At 34.9% G+C, this 19,960-nt stretch carries 17 protein-coding genes; 11 read left to right on the plus strand and 6 right to left on the minus strand.

The genetic code is table 11. The features are described from left to right. Positions 1–28: 28 nt before the first annotated feature. Positions 29–1,090, minus strand: coding sequence for a nicotinate mononucleotide-dependent phosphoribosyltransferase CobT (gene cobT, locus ACKI32_RS06020; protein ID WP_407414511.1), 1,062 nt, complete (start codon positions 1,088–1,090; stop codon positions 29–31). Continuing rightward, a complete protein-coding gene (locus ACKI32_RS06025; protein ID WP_407414513.1) occupies positions 1,083–1,586 on the minus strand; it encodes a hypothetical protein in 504 nt (167 codons plus the stop codon). Before ACKI32_RS06025 ends, cobT begins: the two co-directional genes overlap by 8 nt. Before the next feature lie 80 nt (positions 1,587–1,666). On the opposite strand from ACKI32_RS06025, the gene ACKI32_RS06030 reads away from it, so the two are divergent. From ACKI32_RS06030 to ACKI32_RS06075, 10 genes are all read left to right on the plus strand, one after another. Next, on the plus strand, positions 1,667–3,265 hold the full coding sequence (locus ACKI32_RS06030; RefSeq protein ID WP_407414515.1) for a bifunctional N(6)-L-threonylcarbamoyladenine synthase/serine/threonine protein kinase: 1,599 nt from the start codon (positions 1,667–1,669) through the stop codon (positions 3,263–3,265). 44 nt (positions 3,266–3,309) lie between these two features. Beyond that, positions 3,310–3,861, plus strand: a complete 552-nt coding sequence (locus tag ACKI32_RS06035) for an XTP/dITP diphosphatase (protein WP_407414517.1) — start codon at positions 3,310–3,312, stop codon at positions 3,859–3,861. A gap of 60 nt (positions 3,862–3,921) precedes the next feature. Further along, positions 3,922–4,320 (plus strand): 30S ribosomal protein S15, encoded by a 399-nt coding sequence (locus tag ACKI32_RS06040; protein ID WP_407414519.1) that lies wholly within the window; start codon positions 3,922–3,924, stop codon positions 4,318–4,320. Further along, positions 4,310–5,644: a DHHA1 domain-containing protein gene (locus tag ACKI32_RS06045; RefSeq protein WP_407414521.1), complete on the plus strand. Its 1,335-nt coding sequence runs from the start codon at positions 4,310–4,312 to the stop codon at positions 5,642–5,644. The genes ACKI32_RS06040 and ACKI32_RS06045 overlap by 11 nt, the downstream gene beginning before the upstream one ends. A 1-nt stretch (position 5,645) precedes the next feature. Then, complete coding sequence (locus ACKI32_RS06050; RefSeq protein WP_407414523.1) at positions 5,646–6,833, plus strand: aconitase X; 1,188 nt, start codon at positions 5,646–5,648, stop codon at positions 6,831–6,833. A gap of 118 nt (positions 6,834–6,951) precedes the next feature. Then, positions 6,952–8,337 carry a Mur ligase family protein gene (locus ACKI32_RS06055; RefSeq protein WP_407414525.1) on the plus strand — a complete coding sequence of 462 codons (1,386 nt, stop codon included), beginning with the start codon at positions 6,952–6,954 and terminating at the stop codon, positions 8,335–8,337. Further along, the gene (locus ACKI32_RS06060; protein WP_407414527.1) at positions 8,330–9,838 is read left to right on the plus strand and encodes a Mur ligase family protein; all 1,509 of its coding nucleotides are present in this window, start codon (positions 8,330–8,332) and stop codon (positions 9,836–9,838) included. The genes ACKI32_RS06055 and ACKI32_RS06060 overlap by 8 nt, the downstream gene beginning before the upstream one ends. A gap of 223 nt (positions 9,839–10,061) precedes the next feature. Continuing rightward, on the plus strand, positions 10,062–11,930 hold the full coding sequence (locus tag ACKI32_RS06065; protein WP_407414529.1) for a histidine kinase dimerization/phosphoacceptor domain -containing protein: 1,869 nt from the start codon (positions 10,062–10,064) through the stop codon (positions 11,928–11,930). Positions 11,931–11,939: 9 nt separating this feature from the next. Then, positions 11,940–12,302 (plus strand): response regulator, encoded by a 363-nt coding sequence (locus ACKI32_RS06070; RefSeq protein WP_407414531.1) that lies wholly within the window; start codon positions 11,940–11,942, stop codon positions 12,300–12,302. Between the two features lie 99 nt (positions 12,303–12,401). Continuing rightward, positions 12,402–14,720 (plus strand): DEAD/DEAH box helicase, encoded by a 2,319-nt coding sequence (locus tag ACKI32_RS06075; protein ID WP_407414533.1) that lies wholly within the window; start codon positions 12,402–12,404, stop codon positions 14,718–14,720. Here the strand turns inward: ACKI32_RS06075 and ACKI32_RS06080 are convergent. The 4 genes from ACKI32_RS06080 to hisS are packed head-to-tail and all read right to left on the minus strand — an operon-like array spanning position 14,717 to position 19,024. Continuing rightward, a complete protein-coding gene (locus ACKI32_RS06080) occupies positions 14,717–15,466 on the minus strand; it encodes a sugar phosphate isomerase/epimerase family protein (RefSeq protein WP_407414535.1) in 750 nt (249 codons plus the stop codon). The genes ACKI32_RS06075 and ACKI32_RS06080 overlap by 4 nt on opposite strands. Before the next feature lie 5 nt (positions 15,467–15,471). Further along, the gene (locus ACKI32_RS06085) at positions 15,472–17,316 is read right to left on the minus strand and encodes a PINc/VapC family ATPase (protein WP_407414537.1); all 1,845 of its coding nucleotides are present in this window, start codon (positions 17,314–17,316) and stop codon (positions 15,472–15,474) included. A gap of 1 nt (position 17,317) precedes the next feature. Further along, on the minus strand, positions 17,318–17,725 hold the full coding sequence (hisI, locus tag ACKI32_RS06090) for a phosphoribosyl-AMP cyclohydrolase (RefSeq protein ID WP_407414539.1): 408 nt from the start codon (positions 17,723–17,725) through the stop codon (positions 17,318–17,320). Between the two features lie 3 nt (positions 17,726–17,728). Further along, the gene (gene hisS / locus ACKI32_RS06095) at positions 17,729–19,024 is read right to left on the minus strand and encodes a histidine--tRNA ligase (protein ID WP_407414541.1); all 1,296 of its coding nucleotides are present in this window, start codon (positions 19,022–19,024) and stop codon (positions 17,729–17,731) included. Positions 19,025–19,109: 85 nt separating this feature from the next. Between hisS and ACKI32_RS06100 the strand changes: the two genes are divergently transcribed. Then, on the plus strand, positions 19,110–19,958 hold the full coding sequence (locus ACKI32_RS06100; protein WP_407414543.1) for a shikimate dehydrogenase: 849 nt from the start codon (positions 19,110–19,112) through the stop codon (positions 19,956–19,958). The last annotated feature ends 2 nt before the right edge of the window (positions 19,959–19,960 follow it).

Consider the following 19,960-nt stretch of genomic DNA (forward strand, 5'->3'; position numbering starts at 1 on the left):
AGAGATTGTATAGAGATTAATTAAATCTCTATTTACATACTTTTTCTATTTTTTTTCTTAATTTTTCAACAGAATTTCCTAAGACAAGCGCTGTAAACATTGCTCCTCCAGCTCCAGCTCCTTCTTTTACAAATCCTGTTAGGTAATTTTTCAATCCTTCATGTTCTGATTCTTCAAATCTTGGGTCAACAACATTAACGGTAATGTTATCGTCAATTTGGTCTAAAATTCCAAACAAGTCTGCTGTTTCATCAGCCGCAACAAAGACGGTTGTTGCCAAGTTTATTCTTGAGAAATCAAAGTTAGGTTGGACTGATTTGATAATGGCGCATACTGCGGCCATTTGTGTTCCTCCAGCTAAAATAATAGGAATGTCAGAACCTAATACCAAACCGGCTATTGCGGGTAGTGTAGGATCTCCCACTGCGCCGATAGCTTGTATCGCATCAGCTTCGCCAGGTACGATTCCGGCATTTTCAAGTCCTTCATCCACGACTTTTGATTTTAAATCATGAGGATTGTGAGGCATACTTCCGCTGACCTTTTCATTAGCTTCATATCCTAATGCTTTTAGGACACCTAATGCGGTAGTTGTTCCTGCAGGTATACTTTCGCCGATGATGAGCATTTCATGTCTTGAGGATAACTCGGCACCTAATTCTTTACCGTTTTCAAAGATTTCAAGTGGGTTTAAGATACCTTTACCTGTTCTTATGTCTCTTCCGTATTCTTTTCCAAAACTGACATATTCAACATCTGGTTTGATTTTAGAACCTGCATCAATAATAACAAATGGAATGTTGGCAAGTTGAAGTGATGCTTTTGTAAGTCTTGCAGGGGTGGGTGCTGCTGCTCCGTCAACTACAGTCTCAGCAGCTGCATCAGTACAACGGACTTGGCCCAAACACAAAAATTCAGCATCTGCAGCAGGTGTAAATTCAGTTAATTCAGGTGTAGCTCCTGCTCCGGAAAGTCCTGGTATTTTGGAAGTGTCGGTTGTTCCGATTGTCACTAAAAATACTGGATCCTCGCAAGCCTGTAATTTTTCGATTAATTCAGTTGATCCGTAAGTTGTAATTCCATCAATCATTCTTTTCACCTAATTTTTTTAGCTGTTCTATGATTATTTTATTTTGATTAATAATCTTTTTATTTTGAAGCATAATTTTCTTTAACATTTCTTTTTCTGGTAATTCATCATCTCTGAAGTATTCTTTACCATCTCTTGCTCTTGGTGGGATTTTAATTTCATTTTTTGGTGGTAAAGATGTCTTTTCATCTCCTCTTGGAGGTATAACTCCTCTTGAGGCACTGTCTTCATTTGAAATGAAGTCCACGTATCGGTGTGTTACCTTGTTTTTTGACCTCTCGTCAAGCAGCTCCATTAATCTGTCATCTACAGCTTTGACACCAACCAATTGTTCCTGTTCCACTTCATGCAATAATCTTTTTTGAATATTGTATGCATTGTAAATTGGTATTCCTCTTGTTTCACATTCGTTTTTAAACATATCGCTAATATTAATGTCGCCTGTTAATTTTTTAACCCTTTTCTGTTCAGGGGTATTTGCACTATAAAATCCCATGCTTTCACTTTTGTTTTTTAAATTTAAAAAATATTTTTATATTCTTAGTTAGTAATATAGTAATTAATTAATTTTTTTAGTTGATTGTTTTGATAAGTTTAGGAATTGAAGGAACAGCAGAAAAAACCGGTGTAGGTATTGTTGACAGCGATGGGAATATATTGGGAATGGCTGGAAAACAGCTATTTCCAGAAGAGGGAGGTATCCATCCGAGATTGGCAGCTGAACACCATGCAGAATGGATTCCCAAATTGATTCCTGAAGCTTTAACACAATCAGGTCTAACATATGATGACATTGATTTGATTTCTTTTTCACAGGGTCCCGGCCTCGGTCCGGCTTTAAGAATTGTTGCAACATCAGCAAGATCACTTGCACTGTCTTTAAATAAACCAATAATTGGTGTCAATCACTGTATTGGTCACGTTGAAGTTGGAAAGCTTGATACCGGTGCGGTAAATCCCGTTTCACTTTATGTAAGTGGCGGAAATAGTCAGGTAATCGCCTATGAAAGTGGAAGATACAGGATTTTCGGCGAAACATTGGACATTGCAGTTGGAAACTGCCTTGACCATTTCGGACGTGAAACAGGTTTGGGCCATCCTGGAGGACCGGTAATCGAAAAGCTTGCCAAAAAGGGTTCATATGTTGATTTGCCATATGTTGTAAAGGGTATGGACTTTTCATTTTCAGGACTGCTCTCAGCAGCAATCAGGGAAGTCGAAAAAGGAACTCCAATCGAAGATGTTTGTTTTTCACTTCAGGAAACTGCCTTTTCAATGCTTGTTGAAGTAACTGAACGTGCCTTGTCACACACACAAAAGGATGAGGTAATGCTTTGTGGTGGTGTTTCAGCCAATTCAAGATTACGTGAAATGCTTAAGACAATGTCTGAAGAACATGGTGCTAAATTCTACATGCCAGAAATGAAACTCTGCGGTGATAATGGAGTCATGATTGCATGGTTGGGTCTTTTGATGTGTAGGGAATTTGGACCGATGGAATTGTCCGAGACAGGAATAATACAAAAGTTCAGAACCGATGAAGTTGACATTCCATGGATTGACAATACAAAAACCTACCTAAAATTGTCAGATGACTTGATTGCAAAGGGTGCTGAGTCAAACATTGTCAAATCTTCTTATTTGGGTGAAAAGGCCGTCATAAAAGATAGAGTCCCTAAAGGCTACAGAATATCTGAAATTGATGATAAGATAAGAAATGCAAGAACCAAAGAGGAAGCCAAGCTATTAAGTGATGCTAAAAGGGCAGGCGTAAAAACCCCAATATTATATGATGTTGATTTGGAGAGCAAGGCCATTGTAATGGAGGAAATTGAGGGGTCTATGCTTAAAGATGTAATAGATGATGATTTGGCATTCAAGATTGGTGCAGAAATTGCAAAATTGCATTCTGCTGACATTATTCACGGAGATATTACAACATCAAATATTCTGCTTCAAGGCGATAAACTTGTTTTCATAGATTTCGGCCTTGGAAGATACTCTACCCTCAATGAAGATAAGGCTGTAGACCTGCTTGTTTTAAAGAAATCTCTGCAGAGTATTGATTATAATTTAGCTATCAGATACTTTGATTTGGTTTTAAAGGGGTATGGAAATGAATCAATCGTCAATACAATATCTGACATTGAATCCCGTGGAAGATATACTCACTAATTTTTACATTAACTATATAAAAAAATGAATTCATATTTTAGAATATGATAACATTTATAACTGGTAACGAACATAAAGTTAAAGAAGCAGAGAATATTTTCAAAGATTATGACATTAACTTAGAGCATATTGATTTGGGCTATGTTGAACCCCAAGGAACTCTTGAGGAAGTGGCCATATCAGGCGCAAAATATGCTTGTCGTAAGCTTGACAAACCTGTGATTGTTGAAGATGCTGGTTTATTCATTAGAGCTTTGAATGATTTTCCAGGAGTGTATTCTCATTATGTTCAGGATACTATTGGAAATCAGGGAATTTTAAAGCTTTTAACTGATACTGATGACCGTTATGCCGAATTCAGGTCAGTTATTGGGTACTGTGCCCCCAATTCTGAGCCCAAGACTTTTTTAGGCAAGGTTGAAGGTGAAATCGCAGTTGAAGAGCGAGGAAATTTAGGATTTGCTTTTGATCCTTTGTTTTATGTTCCAAGTGAGGGTAAGACATTCGGAGAGCTTACAACTGATGAGAAAAACCAATTTTCACATAGAAAAAATTCATTAGAAAAATTTATCAAATGGTATTCTAGTCAAGAGTAACATTATTTTCTGTTTATTTGGGCTTATTTAAGATTTAAAAAATTTAAAGAGGTTTATATTATGGCAAGACCAGAATGGGTAACTTACAGTGACGAAGAAATTGAAGAAATGATTTTAAAATTTAACAAAGAAGGTAAAAGTACTTCTCAAATCGGTATTATCTTAAGAGACCAATACGGAATTCCATCCGTAAAAGATGTAACCGGTGAAAGAATCACCCAAATTTTAAAAAGAAACGGTCAAGCTGGAGAATACCCAGAAGACTTATTAAACTTAATCAAAAGAGCAGTTAATATCAGAGACCACTTAGATGAAAATCCTAAGGATTTACACTCTAAAAGAGGTTTAACTATTATCGAATCTAGAATCAGAAAATTAGCATCTTACTATGTAAGTGAAGGTGCATTACCAGAAGGTTGGAGATATAATCCAAAAGAAGCAGCACTCCTTGTTAAATAGAGCTAGCGAAGCTTGTGATATGCTCAAAGAGCATATTGAAAAGGATAGTGTTATAAGAATAATTTCTCATAACGATGCTGATGGAATATCAGCAGCAGCAGTTATAGCTAATGCTTTAGCCGAAGAAGATGTTCAATTCCACACTACAATAATTCCTCGTCTTAAGGAGGATATTGTAAATCAGCTTAGAAGTGAAAAATATGAATTGTTCATATTTTCAGATATGGGCAGTCCATTTATAAAGGAATTTAACACTTATAAGCATGATGTTATTGTTGCAGATCACCATCAGGTAGATGACACAGACAGCGAAAGCAATGTCGTCCATGTAAATCCTCATTTATTTGAGATTGATGGAAGTAGAGATTTATCTGGTGCGGGCTCAGCTTATTTAACTGTTCGTGATTTGGATAAAAAACATCTTGCTTATTTTGCACTGGTTGGTGCATTTGGTGACATGCAAGGTCAGGACGGTTTTAGAGGGGTAAATAAACTGATTGTTGATGATGCAGTTGAAAGTGGAACTATGGAAATTCATGAAGGTTTAAAAATAGTTTCAAAAGCATCTGAACCGATTTTTAAATCCCTGGCTTACACCTTCTCACCACCACTTCCAAAAATCAGTGGGGACTTAGACGGTGCTCGTGAATTTTTAGAGAGAATGAACCTATCTTATGGAATCAAATTCACCGATATGGAAGATGAAGAAAAAGACTTGCTTAAGGAAGCTCTTATTTCTATAAATCCAGATATTTTCGGTGATTGTTATGTTATTCCTAAGGAAAACCCAATGCTTCGTGATTTGGAGGAATATTCCTATATTCTTGATGCCTGTGGTAAAAACAAAAAACAGGGCCTTGGTTTAAGCATTGCACTTGGTGAAAAAGACCAGGCACTTGATGCGGCATTGAAATTACAACGTCAATACCGTGACCAAATTGTTAAAGGGCTTGAATGGGTTAAAAAGGAAGGTGCCGAACAATTAAATTCTATTCAATACTTATATTCTGAAGATAAAGTATTGAAATCTGTAATGGGTACAATTGCAAGCATAGGTCTTTCAGTTGAGCTACTTGATGATTCAAAACCGGTATTGGGTCTTTCAAGACTTCACAAAGACATCAAAATCTCTGGCAGAACCACAAGGGATATGGTTGCAAAAGGTGTTAATTTAGGAAAAGCTCTTAAAGATTCATCTAACAACTTCAATGGTACTGGTGGAGGCCATGACATTGCTGCAGGCGCAATGATTCCATATGAAAGTAAAGACAACTTCCTACACTTGGTTGATGAAATGGTAGAATACCAATTAACAAATGATTAATATGTTTTTAACAAAAGAAGAACAAGCAATGTGCGATGGTGAAGCAGGAGAAACCATTAGAAAAAGTATGGATATTCTCGTTGCATTGGGAGATATCTATGGTGCTTCTAAATTAGTTGACATTACTTCTGCACAGGTATCCGGTGTTTCTTATAAAACAATTGGGGATGCTGGTTTAGAATATTTACAAGATTTGGCTAGTGATGGATCAGGAAAAGCTAGTGTAAACGCTTCACTCAATCCACCTGGAACAGATTTAGACAATTGGGAGGAGTTGGGTTTTCCAGAGTATTTTGCATTAAAACAGAATGATATTGTTGATGCTTATGCAAATTTAGGAATAGCAAAAACTTGTACTTGCACTCCATACCTGGTTGGTAACGTTCCAAGATTTAGAGACCACATTTCTTGGTCTGAATCATCTGCTGTTGCATATGGAAACTCTGTCATTGGTGCCAGAACTAATCGTGAAGGAGGACCGGCAGCACTCGCAGCAGCTATTGTTGGTAAAACTCCACTCTATGGATTCCATTTAGACCATAATAGAAAAGCAAACTTGGTGGTTAATGTTTCCTGCAAACTAAAAGGTGCTGACTTTGGTGCTTTAGGATATATTATTGGTAAAGTAGTTGGGGGCGGTGTTCCTTACTTTAAAATGCAAAATACACCTAACAACAATGATTTAAAAACTTTAGGTGCGGCACTTGCTTCATCCGGTTCAGTTGCACTTTACCATGTTGAAAATGTAACTCCTGAATATGACATTGCCGGTGAGGAAGAAGTTGAAGATATCATGTTTATTTCTGATAAGGAGATTACAGAAACTAGACAAAAATTAACAACCACTGATAAGACTCCTGATTTAATATGTCTAGGATGTCCTCATGCATCACTTGAAGAAATTAAAAATGTAGCGGCTATCGTTCAAGGAAAAACTATTAAAAACAAATTATGGATTTGCACATCTGTCAGCGTAAAAGCTACTGCAGATAGAATGGGTTACACAGAAATCATAGAAAGTGCAGGCGGAAATGTTGTATGTGACACCTGTATGGTTGTGGCTCCTATCGAAGAGATGGGCTTTGAAGTAATTGGTGTTAATTCTGCAAAAGCAGCAAACTATGTTCCATCAATGTGTGGACTTGATGTTGTATATAATGATGTGGAAAATCTCATTCAATTTGAATAGGTTTTCTAAAATTCTTTTTTTTTAAACATTTTTTTTAAAATAAACTTTTTTTCTTATTAAACTTTAAATTAAATGAAATTTATATATTTTAACTAAGAAATTATGAGGAAGACTTTTCATGAATTATTTAGTTGTTGGTGCTGGAAATGCTAGTAGGCCTGTTGCAAGACTACTAAATCATTTAGGTCATAATGTTACTATAACTGATTTAAAAGATATTTCTGAATTCAAAATAGAATTTCAAAGAAGTTTAAATGAAATCGAAAAAGAAGGTGTAAAACTAGACTTAGCCAATAAGGACCCTGGTGTTGAAGGCTTTGATGCTTGTTATATGCCACCTACATTACCGCAATCCGCCCCTATAGCTAAAAAAGTCAAAAACTCAAATTTAAAAGTATTAACCAATGAAGAATTTTCTAAAATTGTAAATGATTTAATTCCAGTTGATATAATTGGAATCACTGGAACTATGGGTAAAACCACAACTACTTTTATAACTACAAGCTTGTTTAAACAAGCGGGCTATAAAGTTTGGTCCTGTTCATCTTTGGTAAATAACCTAGTTTCAGAAGCTATTATTGATGGTATTGTCAAAGGAAAAGCTGATGAATGTGATATAGCTATTTTTGAACTTCCGCATGGTACAATTGGTCTTTTAGATAGATTGGATGTTAAAATAGGACTTTTAACAAATATTGCAGAAGATCACTTGTCTGAATTTGGAGGGTCACTAGAGTTATACCAGCAACGTAAATTGGTCCTCGAAGCAATGAGTGAAACATTTATTGCCAATAACTCCTGTAGAGAAATAATTGATGAAGTAAGGGATGATGCAATCTATTACGCGTTGGATGAGGATGTTGACTTTAAAGGTACTGTAGGGGATAAATCATTAACAATTGAATATGGAAATGATAAATTCACAACTCCGTTTTATATGATGAGCTATTTCTTTGAAAACTCTGTTGCGGCTTCAGCAGTTGCACTAACCTATGGGGTTGATAAAAAAGATATTATTGATGCATTAACAGAATTTAAAGGTTTACCTGCACATATGGAAGATGTAGGCAATTACAATGGTAGGAAAGTAATCCTTGATTCTGCATTTTTATATGATGGAATGAAAATCACTTTGGACTATTTTAAGGATGAAAGTGTTGTCTTGTTCCTTGATCATTTTGATACATTATCTGTAAGAGATAAGGCAGAGGTTGGCCAACTGGTAAGTAACTATGATATTAAAGTTGTTATAGCTAGTGGTTTTAATGAAGTAACCCAGGAAGTGGAAATGGAGGCAGCTCAAGAAATCTTGGATGCAATTTCCAATCCAAACATTAAAAAAGTTGCTGTTGAAACAATAGAAATTGCGGCTTGTGAGACATTTAAATATTCCAAACCTGGAGATATTATTTTACACATGGGGCCACTTATAGCTTATGATAGGCTGACTACTGTTGATAAAATCATGAAAGGACTTGAAAAGGGAAGTAGGAAGTATGAATAAAAATAAAACCTATGGTGTTATTGGTGTTTGCGGAGCAAATGGTAATTTAATTGCTAGAATACTCAAACAAAGAGGATTTAATGTTATAGGAACTGATTTAGCATTCAAAAAAGATTGTAATTTTGCAAAAGCCCTAGAAGGTTATGATATTGAGGTTTATTATGGAAAAACACCGGAAACCTTTTTTAAAAAATCAGATTATATAATTCCTCCTGCAAGTCTTTCTAAAGATTCAGAAATTCTAAAAAACTGTGAAAAACCTATTTTAGAACTTCAAGATATAATTGACATGATTCAACCTGAAAAACCGGTATTTGGTATTACCGGAACAAATGGTAAAACAACCACCACTACTTTGCTTAAAAAAGTAGCATATGATAATGGAATTAAACCATGTGAGCATGATTTGGAGGGCATGCAAGGAAATGCTGAATTCATTCCAATCCTACAATCAAGATTAAATGGTGACGTTGGTATTTTGGAAGTTGGAACATTCGGAGTTCCAGGAACTGTTGGAAGAATAGTTAAAAATACTTCAATGTCCGGTGGTTTAATAACAAACATTACTCCAGATCATTTAAGAGATTTGGGAAGTTTTATGGAATATGCAAATGTTAAAGGGGAGTTTATCTCCGAACTGGGCCTTGGTCAATTAATTGTCAATGGTCATGACCCAACAATAATTGGGCTTTTAAGAGAACTTGACTTTAAAGGTGAAGTTATTACATTTGGTGTCGATGAACTTCCGGATTCAATTGGAATGAAAGAATGTGTCTGCGGTAATGAAATTGCAGTTAAAGAGATTATTTCAGGTTGCGGTTATTACTTCTGTAAATGTGGCGTAACAACTCCTCAAGTAGACTATGTCGCAACAAATGTGGATTTACCTAATAGGAAATTTGATTTACACACTCCAACCGAAAAATTAACTGTAAAGATGGGGGTTGATGGCCTTCACAATGTTTATAATTTAACTGGGGTTATTATTGCGGCTCATGAATTTTTAGGATTGCCTTATGAGAAAATTTTACCTTCAATTGCTAGTTTTAGTGGTGTAAGTGGAAGAATGGAAGAGGTGGGAAAAGTCAAAGGAAAGGACATTTTTGTTGATTATGCTCACAATCCTGCAGGTGTGGAAACTGTTTTAAAGGAATTTAAAAAATTATTCGGAGATTTTACAACAGTAATTACTGTTTCCTCAGAATCTGGCTATGCAGGTGATTTAGATATATTTAACAGTGTGTTAAAATTCTCAAAATTCATTGTTCCAGCATCAACAGCTTCACAAAAGATTGCTGTCGAAAAACTGGAAGCCAATCCAAAGTTAAATGATAGAATATTTTTAAACCATGTCGGAGACTTTGAAAAAGTAGGAACTCTCGGAGCTTCAAAAGAGGAGGTTCGTGATGGTTTGAAAAAGGCTTTAAACTTAGATTGTGAAATGGTGATAGCTATTGGTGAAGCGGCTACAAAATTCAAATCTATTATTTTTGAATTATAATTTCCTTTTAATTTTTTAGTTATTTTTTTAAAATTAATGATTTAAATTCTATGGTAAAATTTATATGCTGTTTTATTTATAAGTAATTTTAAAGAGATATTTCTTAAGTTTTAGCCAAAGCATTAAATATGCACATTTTTTAGAAAAACTTAATATTTTTTCCATGAAATCACAATTATGATTTTATTATTTTGTTAGTTTGCTAGGTTGGGAGTGTTTAGTAGTGATTATTGAAAGACAGTATAGGAAATTGGAGGATATTGAAGAAGTTAGTATATACGATGTTCAGGATCTCGATTTTTATAATCCTACTCCTCAGGAGTTTGAAGTTGAAAAAATTCCTGTTGAGGAGCTTATGAACAATATTGACACAGACATTCATGTGTTATTTCCTTTTGATGATGGTAATGATTTTATAATTCAGTCATTGGGCAGTTATACTCTTAAAAGGGGCAATTTTAATAAGAGTGATGTTCAGGGCCGTTTGTTAAGTAAAATTTCACCTATGTTTTATGAGATTTTAAAGGATTCTCTTTTTGATGTTTATAAGTCTCACACCACTAAAAAAATGCGCTTTTTTTATTATAGCGGTAATAACATTACTCGTTTGACTAATGTTAAGATTGTTTTTGAGGTTGGAAGGCTTTTTATTTTAACTGACAATATTGATACTAGCCATAATAATTTGTTGGGTTCTGATGAGTTCAGTGAAGATAATTCTTATTTGTTGGAATATGTTTCACAAACTGGTAGTTTTTCTAAGGTTGATGGAGTTTATAGTTGGTCTCCAGGTATTTATAATATTGTCAATCGTCGTCGTGAAGAGTACGACAAGTATTACAATGTTGTTTTTGATTTAGTGATTTCTGAGGATAAAACTATCGTTGATAATATTTTTAAAGAATTGGATGAGGGGCATGCTACTCATTTGGAAAGGGTCATTCGTATTCGTACTCATGATGGTATTTTGAAGTATTTGGAGGTTAGCATTTATTCTACTTTTGATGATGGCAATTTAATTAATCGTCAGGGTTTGATTAATGATGTTACTCATTATTCTAATACCCAAATTACTAAACCGGTTGATTTTTTAATGAGCGGTTTTAAAAATAGTAAAAAATTGGCTTTGATGATTGAACCGTTAAATAGTAAGAGGTATGAGTTTAGTGAGGGTTTTTATAATTTGATTGAGAAAACTCCTGAGGAATATGTTCATTCTCTGGATGTAGTTGGGAAGATTGTTGAAAAAGAAGCTCAAAATCAGATTATTCGTATAATCAATCGTGAGATTAGTGAGATTGATGTTACTTTTACTCTCCATATTGGTGGGGATAATCCAAAGGATAAGATTGTCGAGTTATATATGGAGAGTTTTGAATTTGGTGGCATGAGACACAGTATTGGTTTTTTAACTGATGTTACTGAAGAAAAAATTAAACAAAAAGAGTTGGTTGATGCTAATGAGCATCAGTTGGTCTTAATTAAGGAAGTTCACCATAGGGTAAAGAACAATTTGCAAGTGCTAAATAGTTTTTTAAATCTTGAAAAAAGGGCTTATAAGGATAATCCAGGGATAATCATTGATCATATGCAGACCCGTTTAACATCTCTTGCTCTGTTACATGAAAAGACTTATAATACTACAGATTTTAAGAATATTAATTTACGTGATTTTATTTTAGACCAAGACAATCAGTTAAGAAATATTGTTGGTATGCGTGACGGTGTTGAGTTGGAATCTCATGTAGATGAGGATTTGAATCTGACTATTGAGGTTATTACTCCATTATTGTTGGTTGTTGATGAGTTGACCATGAATGCTATTAAGCATGCTTTTCCTGATAAAAGCGTTCCGGATAAAAAGATTACTAAAATAATTAGAAAAATTGATGATGATACGGCCGAGTTGATTGTTCAGGATAATGGTGTTGGTATTGAAGATCCATCTAAAGTGAGCAGTAATCTTGGTTGTGAGATTATTAAAAGTCTTACAAGACAACTTGATGGTGAAATTAAGTTGATTGAACATAAAAAGGGTACTGGTTACAGGTTGATTTTCCCAATTGAGATGAAACATACAATTGAAGGATAGGTGTAATATATGAGCGTTAATATTTTAATTGTTGAGGATGAGGCAATAACTGCTATGGACTTAAAGTATTCCCTGCAGGATTTAGGTTATGATGTAGTGGGGACCGTTGATACAGGTCAAGATGCTATTGATGCTAGTAATGAGTTGAAACCTGATGTTGTTTTGATGGATATTAAATTAAAAGGTGATATGGAAGGTACTGAAGCAGCTCAATCCATTTCTAAGTTGGGCAGTCATGTTATTTTTGTTTCAGCTAATACTGATATGAGCACTATTGAAGAATTGAATATTGAGGGTACTCTTGCTTTTGTCTCCAAGCCTTTTGATATTAATCAGTTAGATAAAACAATTCAGAATGTTGTTAAGGATTAGGTAAGTTAAAATTTTTGTGATGATGTTCATATTCGTACCGATTACTTCACAAATGCTCTCTTATAACATTTATAAATACATAAAAACAAAATTCCTAGTATGGCTAGCTATATTTCACATCCCTTATTGAAAAAAAATGCAATAGAATCAAGGCTTTATCAACAAGTTTTGGCCGGGGATGTATTGAAAAAAGGAAATACAATGGTTGTTGCACCTACAGCACTAGGTAAAACAATTGTAGCTATTTTAGTTGCAGCTGATAGGCTTCAAAAGGTTAAAAATTCTAAAATTCTTGTTCTAGCACCTTCAAAGCCATTGGCAATTCAGCATGAAGCTAGTTTTAAGGAATTCATTACTCTTCCATGCACTTCAATAACAGGCGCTGTCAAAACTGATGAAAGAGTTAAAAGATGGGAAGAGTCAAGAATTATCTGTGCAACTCCACAGACTGTTGAATCTGACTTGTTAAACGGACGTTATGATTTAAGCAGTGTTTCATTAGTGGTCTTTGATGAATGCCATCATGGGGTCGGATCTTATTCTTATGTATACCTGGCATCAAGATATGTTCAGGAATCTAAATTTAATTTAATTTTGGGATTAACAGCATCTCCGGGTTCTGATAAATTTAAAATTAAAGAAGTTTGTGAAAACTTGTATATTCAGAATATTGTTGTAAAAACGGAAGAGGATGCAGATGTAAAACCTTATTTTAATCCAGTTGAAATTGAATGGGTTAGAGTTAAGATGAGCAGTGAGCTTGAAAAAATAAAGGCTTATGTTGACAAAGCTTTGAAGGTAAGGCTTAAAGCATTAAAGAATATGGGCATTATTAAGACAGTATCAGTTGGTAAAGTGGATATTTTAAAAGCAAGAGGAAGAGTCCAAGGTGAAATTGCAAGAAGCACAAACCCTGATAGGGATTTGTTCCAGGCCATTTCCATTTTAAGTGCGGTTATTAATATTCAGCATGCTCAGGAGTTAATAGAAACCCAAGGTATTCAAACCTTCAATAAGTATGTTGGAAGGCTTCGAAAAAAGCAAACGAAGGCTGCTAAATCATTGATGTGGGATGATAATTTTGGCCGTGCAGTTAAAATGGCTAGGGAAGCTGAAAAACATGGTTGGGAACATCCAAAACTTAGGGAAATAACAAAAATCATTAAAAAAGAACTGGGCGAAGGTGGCCAAACCAAACTTAAAACCTCTAGATTTGATGATAAAAGTGATGAAAGCTCATCTAAAATCATGGTATTCACACAATACAGGGATACTCTTGAGATGATTCATCAAAAGCTTGAAAAAGAAGGTATCAAATCAGCCAAATTCTTTGGTCAGGCATCAAAAGATGGTGAAAAAGGCCTCACTCAAAAACAACAAAAGGCCATCATTAAAGCCTTTAAAATGGGAGAATATGATGTTTTACTCTCAACAAGTGTGGCTGAAGAGGGCATTGACATTCCTGCAGTTGATTTGGTTGTTTTATATGAGCCTGTTCCATCTGAAGTTAGGATGATTCAAAGGCGTGGAAGGACTGGCCGTAAAAGAACCGGTCGTGTAAAAGTCTTAATTACTAATGGAACAAGGGATGAAGCTTATTATTGGTCCAGTATCAGAAAAGAGGACAGAATGAAAAACCAACTTATTGATCCAGAGGTTTTAGAAGAACTTAATGCTTCAGCAGTTGAGAGAATGGAAAACGAAAAAAAAGTTAAGGTAATTGATAGGCCTGCCCAAGAAAATGATTTTCCAATAGTTTATGCAGATTCAAGGGAAGGCAATTCTAAAGTCATTAGGCATTTGACCGAAATGGAAATTGATGTTAAAGTCCAATCAATGGCTGTTGCCGATTATCAGGTAAGTGATGAAGTGGCCATTGAGAGAAAAACAGCTAAAGATTTTGTTGACTCAATAATTGATAAAAGATTATTTAAACAGGCTCGTGAATTGTCTGAAGAGTTTAAACGTCCTTTGCTGATTTTAGAGGGTGATGACTTATACTCTGGAATGCTTAATCCAAATGCAATTCGTGGTTCTCTAGCTTCTATTGCAATCGATTTCGGTATTAGTATTATTCCAACTAGAAATGCTCAAGACACAGCGGCAATGATTAAAAGAATCGCTGTTCGTGAACAAAATGGTGAAAGAACTCCGATACAAGTTAGAACTGATAAAAAACCGGTTAGTTTAATGGAACAACAGTTATTCATCGTAGAATCCTTGCCAAACATAGGCCCCGTTAATGCTAAGAACTTACTGCAGCACTTTGGCTCTGTTGTAAATGTATTAAATGCAAGTGAAAGTGAACTTCAGGAAGTTGAAGGAATAGGTAAAAAAACAGCTGAAAATATAAGGAAGGTTGTTGATTCTAAATACTTGTATTTCGAAAAAGAGATTAAGGAAAAGAAACTTCTCTAGAAGTTCTTTTTCATATATTCATAACTTTTTTTGATAGAATCATAGTCATTTACTTCAATGATGTAGATGCCATCATAATTTTTTTTCTCTAAAGTATTGATGATGTGTTTTAAATCAATAGAGCCTTCACCTAATGCAAGGTGTGCATCATCATCACCAAAATTATCATGGGCATGTACATGTTTAATCGAATCAAAAATCATATCGTCAGGAGCATATCCTACATGGTTGGCATGGCCGATGTCCAAGGTCATTGACAAATCTAAAGAGGTGACAAGTTCGTCTAGTTTTTCAAGATCTGTATAAATCATGGCGTCAAAGGTAGGCATGTTTTCTATTGTTGTTAAAACTCCTAAATCTTTACCATATTCTCCAATTTCTTTGATTGATTCCTCTGCACATGTATAAACGTCATCTAAAAAGTATTTATTTGCTAAAAATGAAGCAAGTCCCGGATGAACTACAACGGCCTCAGCATCAATTTTACCGGCAAAATCGATTGAATCTTTAATTTGCTCTATTGAGCTTAACCTACTTTTTTCTTGCAATGACGCGATATTAACATCCATAAATGGGGCATGGATTGTATATTTTAGGTTAAAACTTTCCAAAGAGTCTATGTTAACTTCTTCTGATGGAAACTGATGTACAATTTCTGCATAGTCAAGTCCCAAGTTTTCAATAAACTCCAATGTATGTTCTAGTTCATATTCTATTCCTGCAAGTGTCGATGCGCCGATTTTCATGATTATCACATTTTTTGAACAGCCGTAATTTCCAAGCCAATTTCAATAGCTTCAATAATAATATCGGATAATTCTATTCCTCTTTTAATCTTTATTTCACCTTTTTTGGAAGTGGTTGCCGTAAGCAAGTATTCATTTTCAATGAACACATCAAAATTTTTTCTTCCGTTGTCCTTTCCCAAATTCAGAATCAATTGTTTTTTAGTGTGGATTATATCAACTTCAAGAGGATTTTTATTGACTGGTTTTGCTTCGATTACTTCAACTCCCAAACTTATTCCAACATGTTCTTCTATCTCAGCTATGCGTTTACCGTTTTTACCGATGATTTTTGGAATAAACTCCTCTGGAATGTAAATGTTGGCTCTTTCAGGTGAGATAACTTCAACGTCAACTTTTGCTTTTTTAGGTAAAAGCTTTTTGATTTTTCGCAAAATTTCCTTTTCGGCAATCCTATCAACTGATGATTTAAACTTCTCTTCACTACCAGTTCCGTTAACTAGATCCATGTCCATTACAATGGTTTGCTCACCATAGGTGTATATTTCATTTTTAAGCTCACCAGTTTCAAAGTCTCTAACTTCAATTACTGGTCTTGCAAGGTCTGCTTCTTTCATTCCACTTGGAACTTTAACAGTCATTTTTGTCTCATAAACGCTTGTTACTTTACCGTCTTCTATGTAAATGCTTGTATCAACGATTGATGGAATTACACCAAGTTCCACCCTTGAAGCAATCCTTTGAATTGCATCTATCGGACGGGTTGCATGAACAACACCAATCATTCCAACACCCGCTAGCCTCATATCTGCAAAGATGTTAAAATCAGTGTTCTTTCTTAACTCATCATAAATAGTATAATCAGGTCTTACAAGTAGCAATACATCAGCAGTATTTTCCATACTGCCTTCTAAAGGGCTATATTGTGTAATTTCATCAGGTAACTGTAAATCTCTCGGTGATTCCATTGTCTTTACAATTTTATTCAATTTTGATGAGTAATATTTTGCAATGGCCTGTACAAATGTGGATTTGCCTGCTCCCGGAGAACCAGAAATCAATATTCCCTCTGCATTGGTCCTGATTCTTTCAAGCAGTTTATCGGATAAATGGTATTCGTTTAAATCTATATTTGCAACGGGCCTTACAATAGTAATTTCCAAAGCCTCGGAAAATGGAGGATAGGCTATTGAGATTCTATATTCTCTTGACTGGACAACAAATGAACCTTCTTTTTCACTTTCCAAATAGGTTTTAGGGTCGCTTTTTGCCTTATCAAGTATCTCGTCCATTATTTCCTTAAGCTCTCTGTGAGTATAACGTTTTTCATTAAGCACAACAAAGTCAATGTGGCCTGGTGTTCCCTTTTTAGCCATTGGAACAACATTTTCCTTCAGATGTATTGACATTGTGTTTTCATCAAAGAATTTTTCAATTGAAAGTGGTTTTTCCTCGTATTTTTGTTCATAAAAGTAAACTGGAATTCCTTGAGACTTTGCAACTTCTGCCTGTACTTTATCATTTGTCAAGAGTGTTCCTAACTCGGATCTAGCTAAATCTCTAATAATACTATCGATTTCACCACTTTTAGCATATCTAATATCGTAGTTGGTTGGCCTTTTTCCTTTGAAACTAATAGATAATTCTCCTTCATACTGAAGGTCTTGTAATTTTTGAAGCTCTTTAAGACCTCTTTTACCTTCGGACCTATTAGCGTTTGCCTGGTGTTCTAGTTCACAAACAACTGCTTCAGGTACAATAATTTCAGGATAATCCAAGTTCTCCTTTTCAATCAATTCACTTACTGCACCTATAATGACAGCGCTTGTGTCTGGTATTATACATTTCATCTTAATACACGTCTTCTGGGTTTACAAGTCTTTTTAAAACGATTTCCAAATCATCATCTTTTAAATCTTCAATATTGATTTTATTTTCTGTGTTTAATTTTCTAAAGAAGCATGAACGGTAACCTTCATGGCAAGCCGCACCAGTTTGTTCGATTTTCAAGATAATCGCATCCATGTCACAGTCAACTAAGATTTCCTTAACTTCCTGAAAATGGCCTGATGATTCGCCTTTAAGCCATAACTTGTTTCTTGAAGTACTCCAGTAATGGGCTTTACCGGTTTCGATTGTTTTTGTCAATGCCTCTTTATTCATATTGGCCAGCATTAATATTTCGTTGGTATCAGCATCCTGGGCGATGGCGGTTATGACTTTAACGCCATTGATTTCATGTCTGAAGTTTATTTCCATATTTTATTCCCCTTTAAGATAATCTACAATATTTTCAACGTCAACCAATTCCTGGTCACCGCTAACCATGTCTTTTATGGTTATTTTACCTTCAGCCAAATCTTTAGCACCGATGATGGCGATTTTGGAAACTTTAATCCTATCGGCATAATTCATTAATTTCTTGAATTTCTTACCATTTAAATCAACATCGGCTTTAATCCCATTTTTCCTTAAAAGTTGTGTTATTTCAAAAGCTTTTAAACGAACATCAGCAGATATTGGAGCTACATAAATATCCAAGTGAGAAGGTAACTCTTCTGGTTCTGTTAACTCTTCAATAGCATTCATTAATCTGTCAAAACCTAGTGCAAAACCGGTTGATTCTACTTCTTGGCCTCCAAAGACTTTAACAAGACTGTAGGATCCACCACCACAGATTTGCTTTTGGGCACCTAGTTCAGGAACATATATTTCAAACACGATTCCGGTATAGTAGTCAAGTCCTCTTGCAACACCAAGGTTTAATGTGTAATTTTCAACTTTAAATGCTTCAAGAAGTGCAATTAATTCTTTTAACTCGTCTAAGGCTTCTTTTGGTTCATCATAAGGTTCAATCAATTCTTCAACTTGGGTTATGATGGATTTATCTCCAACAAGGTCAATCAATTTTAATAAAATTTGATTTAACTCATCATTATCGATAACCGGATTATCTCCACTTAAGGATTCAATTAAAAGGTCTTTGTCACCTTTGTCGATGATAACCATAATTTCCCTTTGGGTTTCATCAGAAATTTCAAAGTGTTTGAATAGGCCTCTGATGATTCCAAGGTGGTTAAGGTTAACGTCGGCTGTGGTAATTCCCAAAGATTGTATTGCATCACTACAAAGGGCAATTACTTCGGCTTCACCTTGAGGAGTTTTTGCTCCAATCAATTCACAACCGAACTGCCAAAATTGTCTGAATCTTCCTTTTTGTGGCCTTTCATATCTAAAACAGCTTCCATAGTAATAAAGCTTAATTGGCTTAACTGCTGTTTTTTCAAGTTCATTTAAGTATAATCTGGCAACCGGAGCAGTAATTTCAGGTCTTAAAGTCAAATCCCTATCAGATTTGTCTTTAAAGTTGTATAATTGATCAACAATTTCCTCTCCAGATTTAGTTGTAAATAATTTTAATTCTTCAAATAAGGGGGTTTTGATTTCTTGATAACCGTAACTTTCAAATATTTCTCTTAAGGTACTTTCCGCTTGTTTTCTTTGTCTCATCTCTTCAAATAAGAAATCTCTTGTACCTCTTGGTCTTGTAAATTCCATTTTTACACTCCTATCATAAGATATATTATAATTAAAATTTGTATCTGCAAAGTTATATAATCTTTGTTAATCAATTAAATATTATATGAATATTAAAGGAAGTACAAATATTGTAGGTTTGATAGGCCATCCTGTTGAACATAGTTTCTCACCGCCAATGCACAATGCAGCATTTGAAGCATTAGGAATGGATTATGCTTACGTTGCTTTTGATGTAAATCCCAATGATTTAAAATCAGCTATCGAAGGTGCAAAATCATTAAACATTAAAGGATTCAATGTGACAATTCCTCACAAAATCGAAGTAATGAAATATTTAAATGAATTGGATGAGGTAGCTAGCTTGATTGGTGCCGTAAATACAATTGACTTTAAAAACATGAAGGGTTACAATACCGATGGTATCGGAGCCATTAAAGCTATTGAAGAGGTAACTGGCGTTAAGGGTAAGAATGTGGTTGTTGCAGGTGCTGGTGGTGCGTCAAGGGCAATATCATTTTATCTTGCAAAATACGATGCCGAATCCATAACAATATTGAATAGAAATGTTGACAGGGCTCAAAACTTGGCTAGTGATGTTTCAGATTCAAATTTAATTGGGGATGTTAAATCAGATTCAATCTCCGAGATTAACACTTATTTAAATGATGCGGATATTCTGGTTGACACCACTCCTTTGGGAATGGATCCACACATTGATGATGAGCCAATCGCTAGGGCTAGTGATATGCATGAGGATTTAGTGGTATTTGATGCAGTCTACAATCCTAATGAAACAGTTCTAATAAAAGAAGCTATTAAAGCAGGTGCAAAACCGGTTTACGGAATTAAAATGTTATTATATCAAGGAGCAGAAAGCTTTAGAATTTGGACTGGAGTGGATGCACCGATTGATGTGATGGAAAAAGCACTTAGAGAAACTCTTAATTTGTAGTG

It is taken from the genome of Methanobrevibacter sp., from assembly GCF_045611865.1.
Lineage (GTDB): Archaea > Methanobacteriota > Methanobacteria > Methanobacteriales > Methanobacteriaceae > Methanocatella.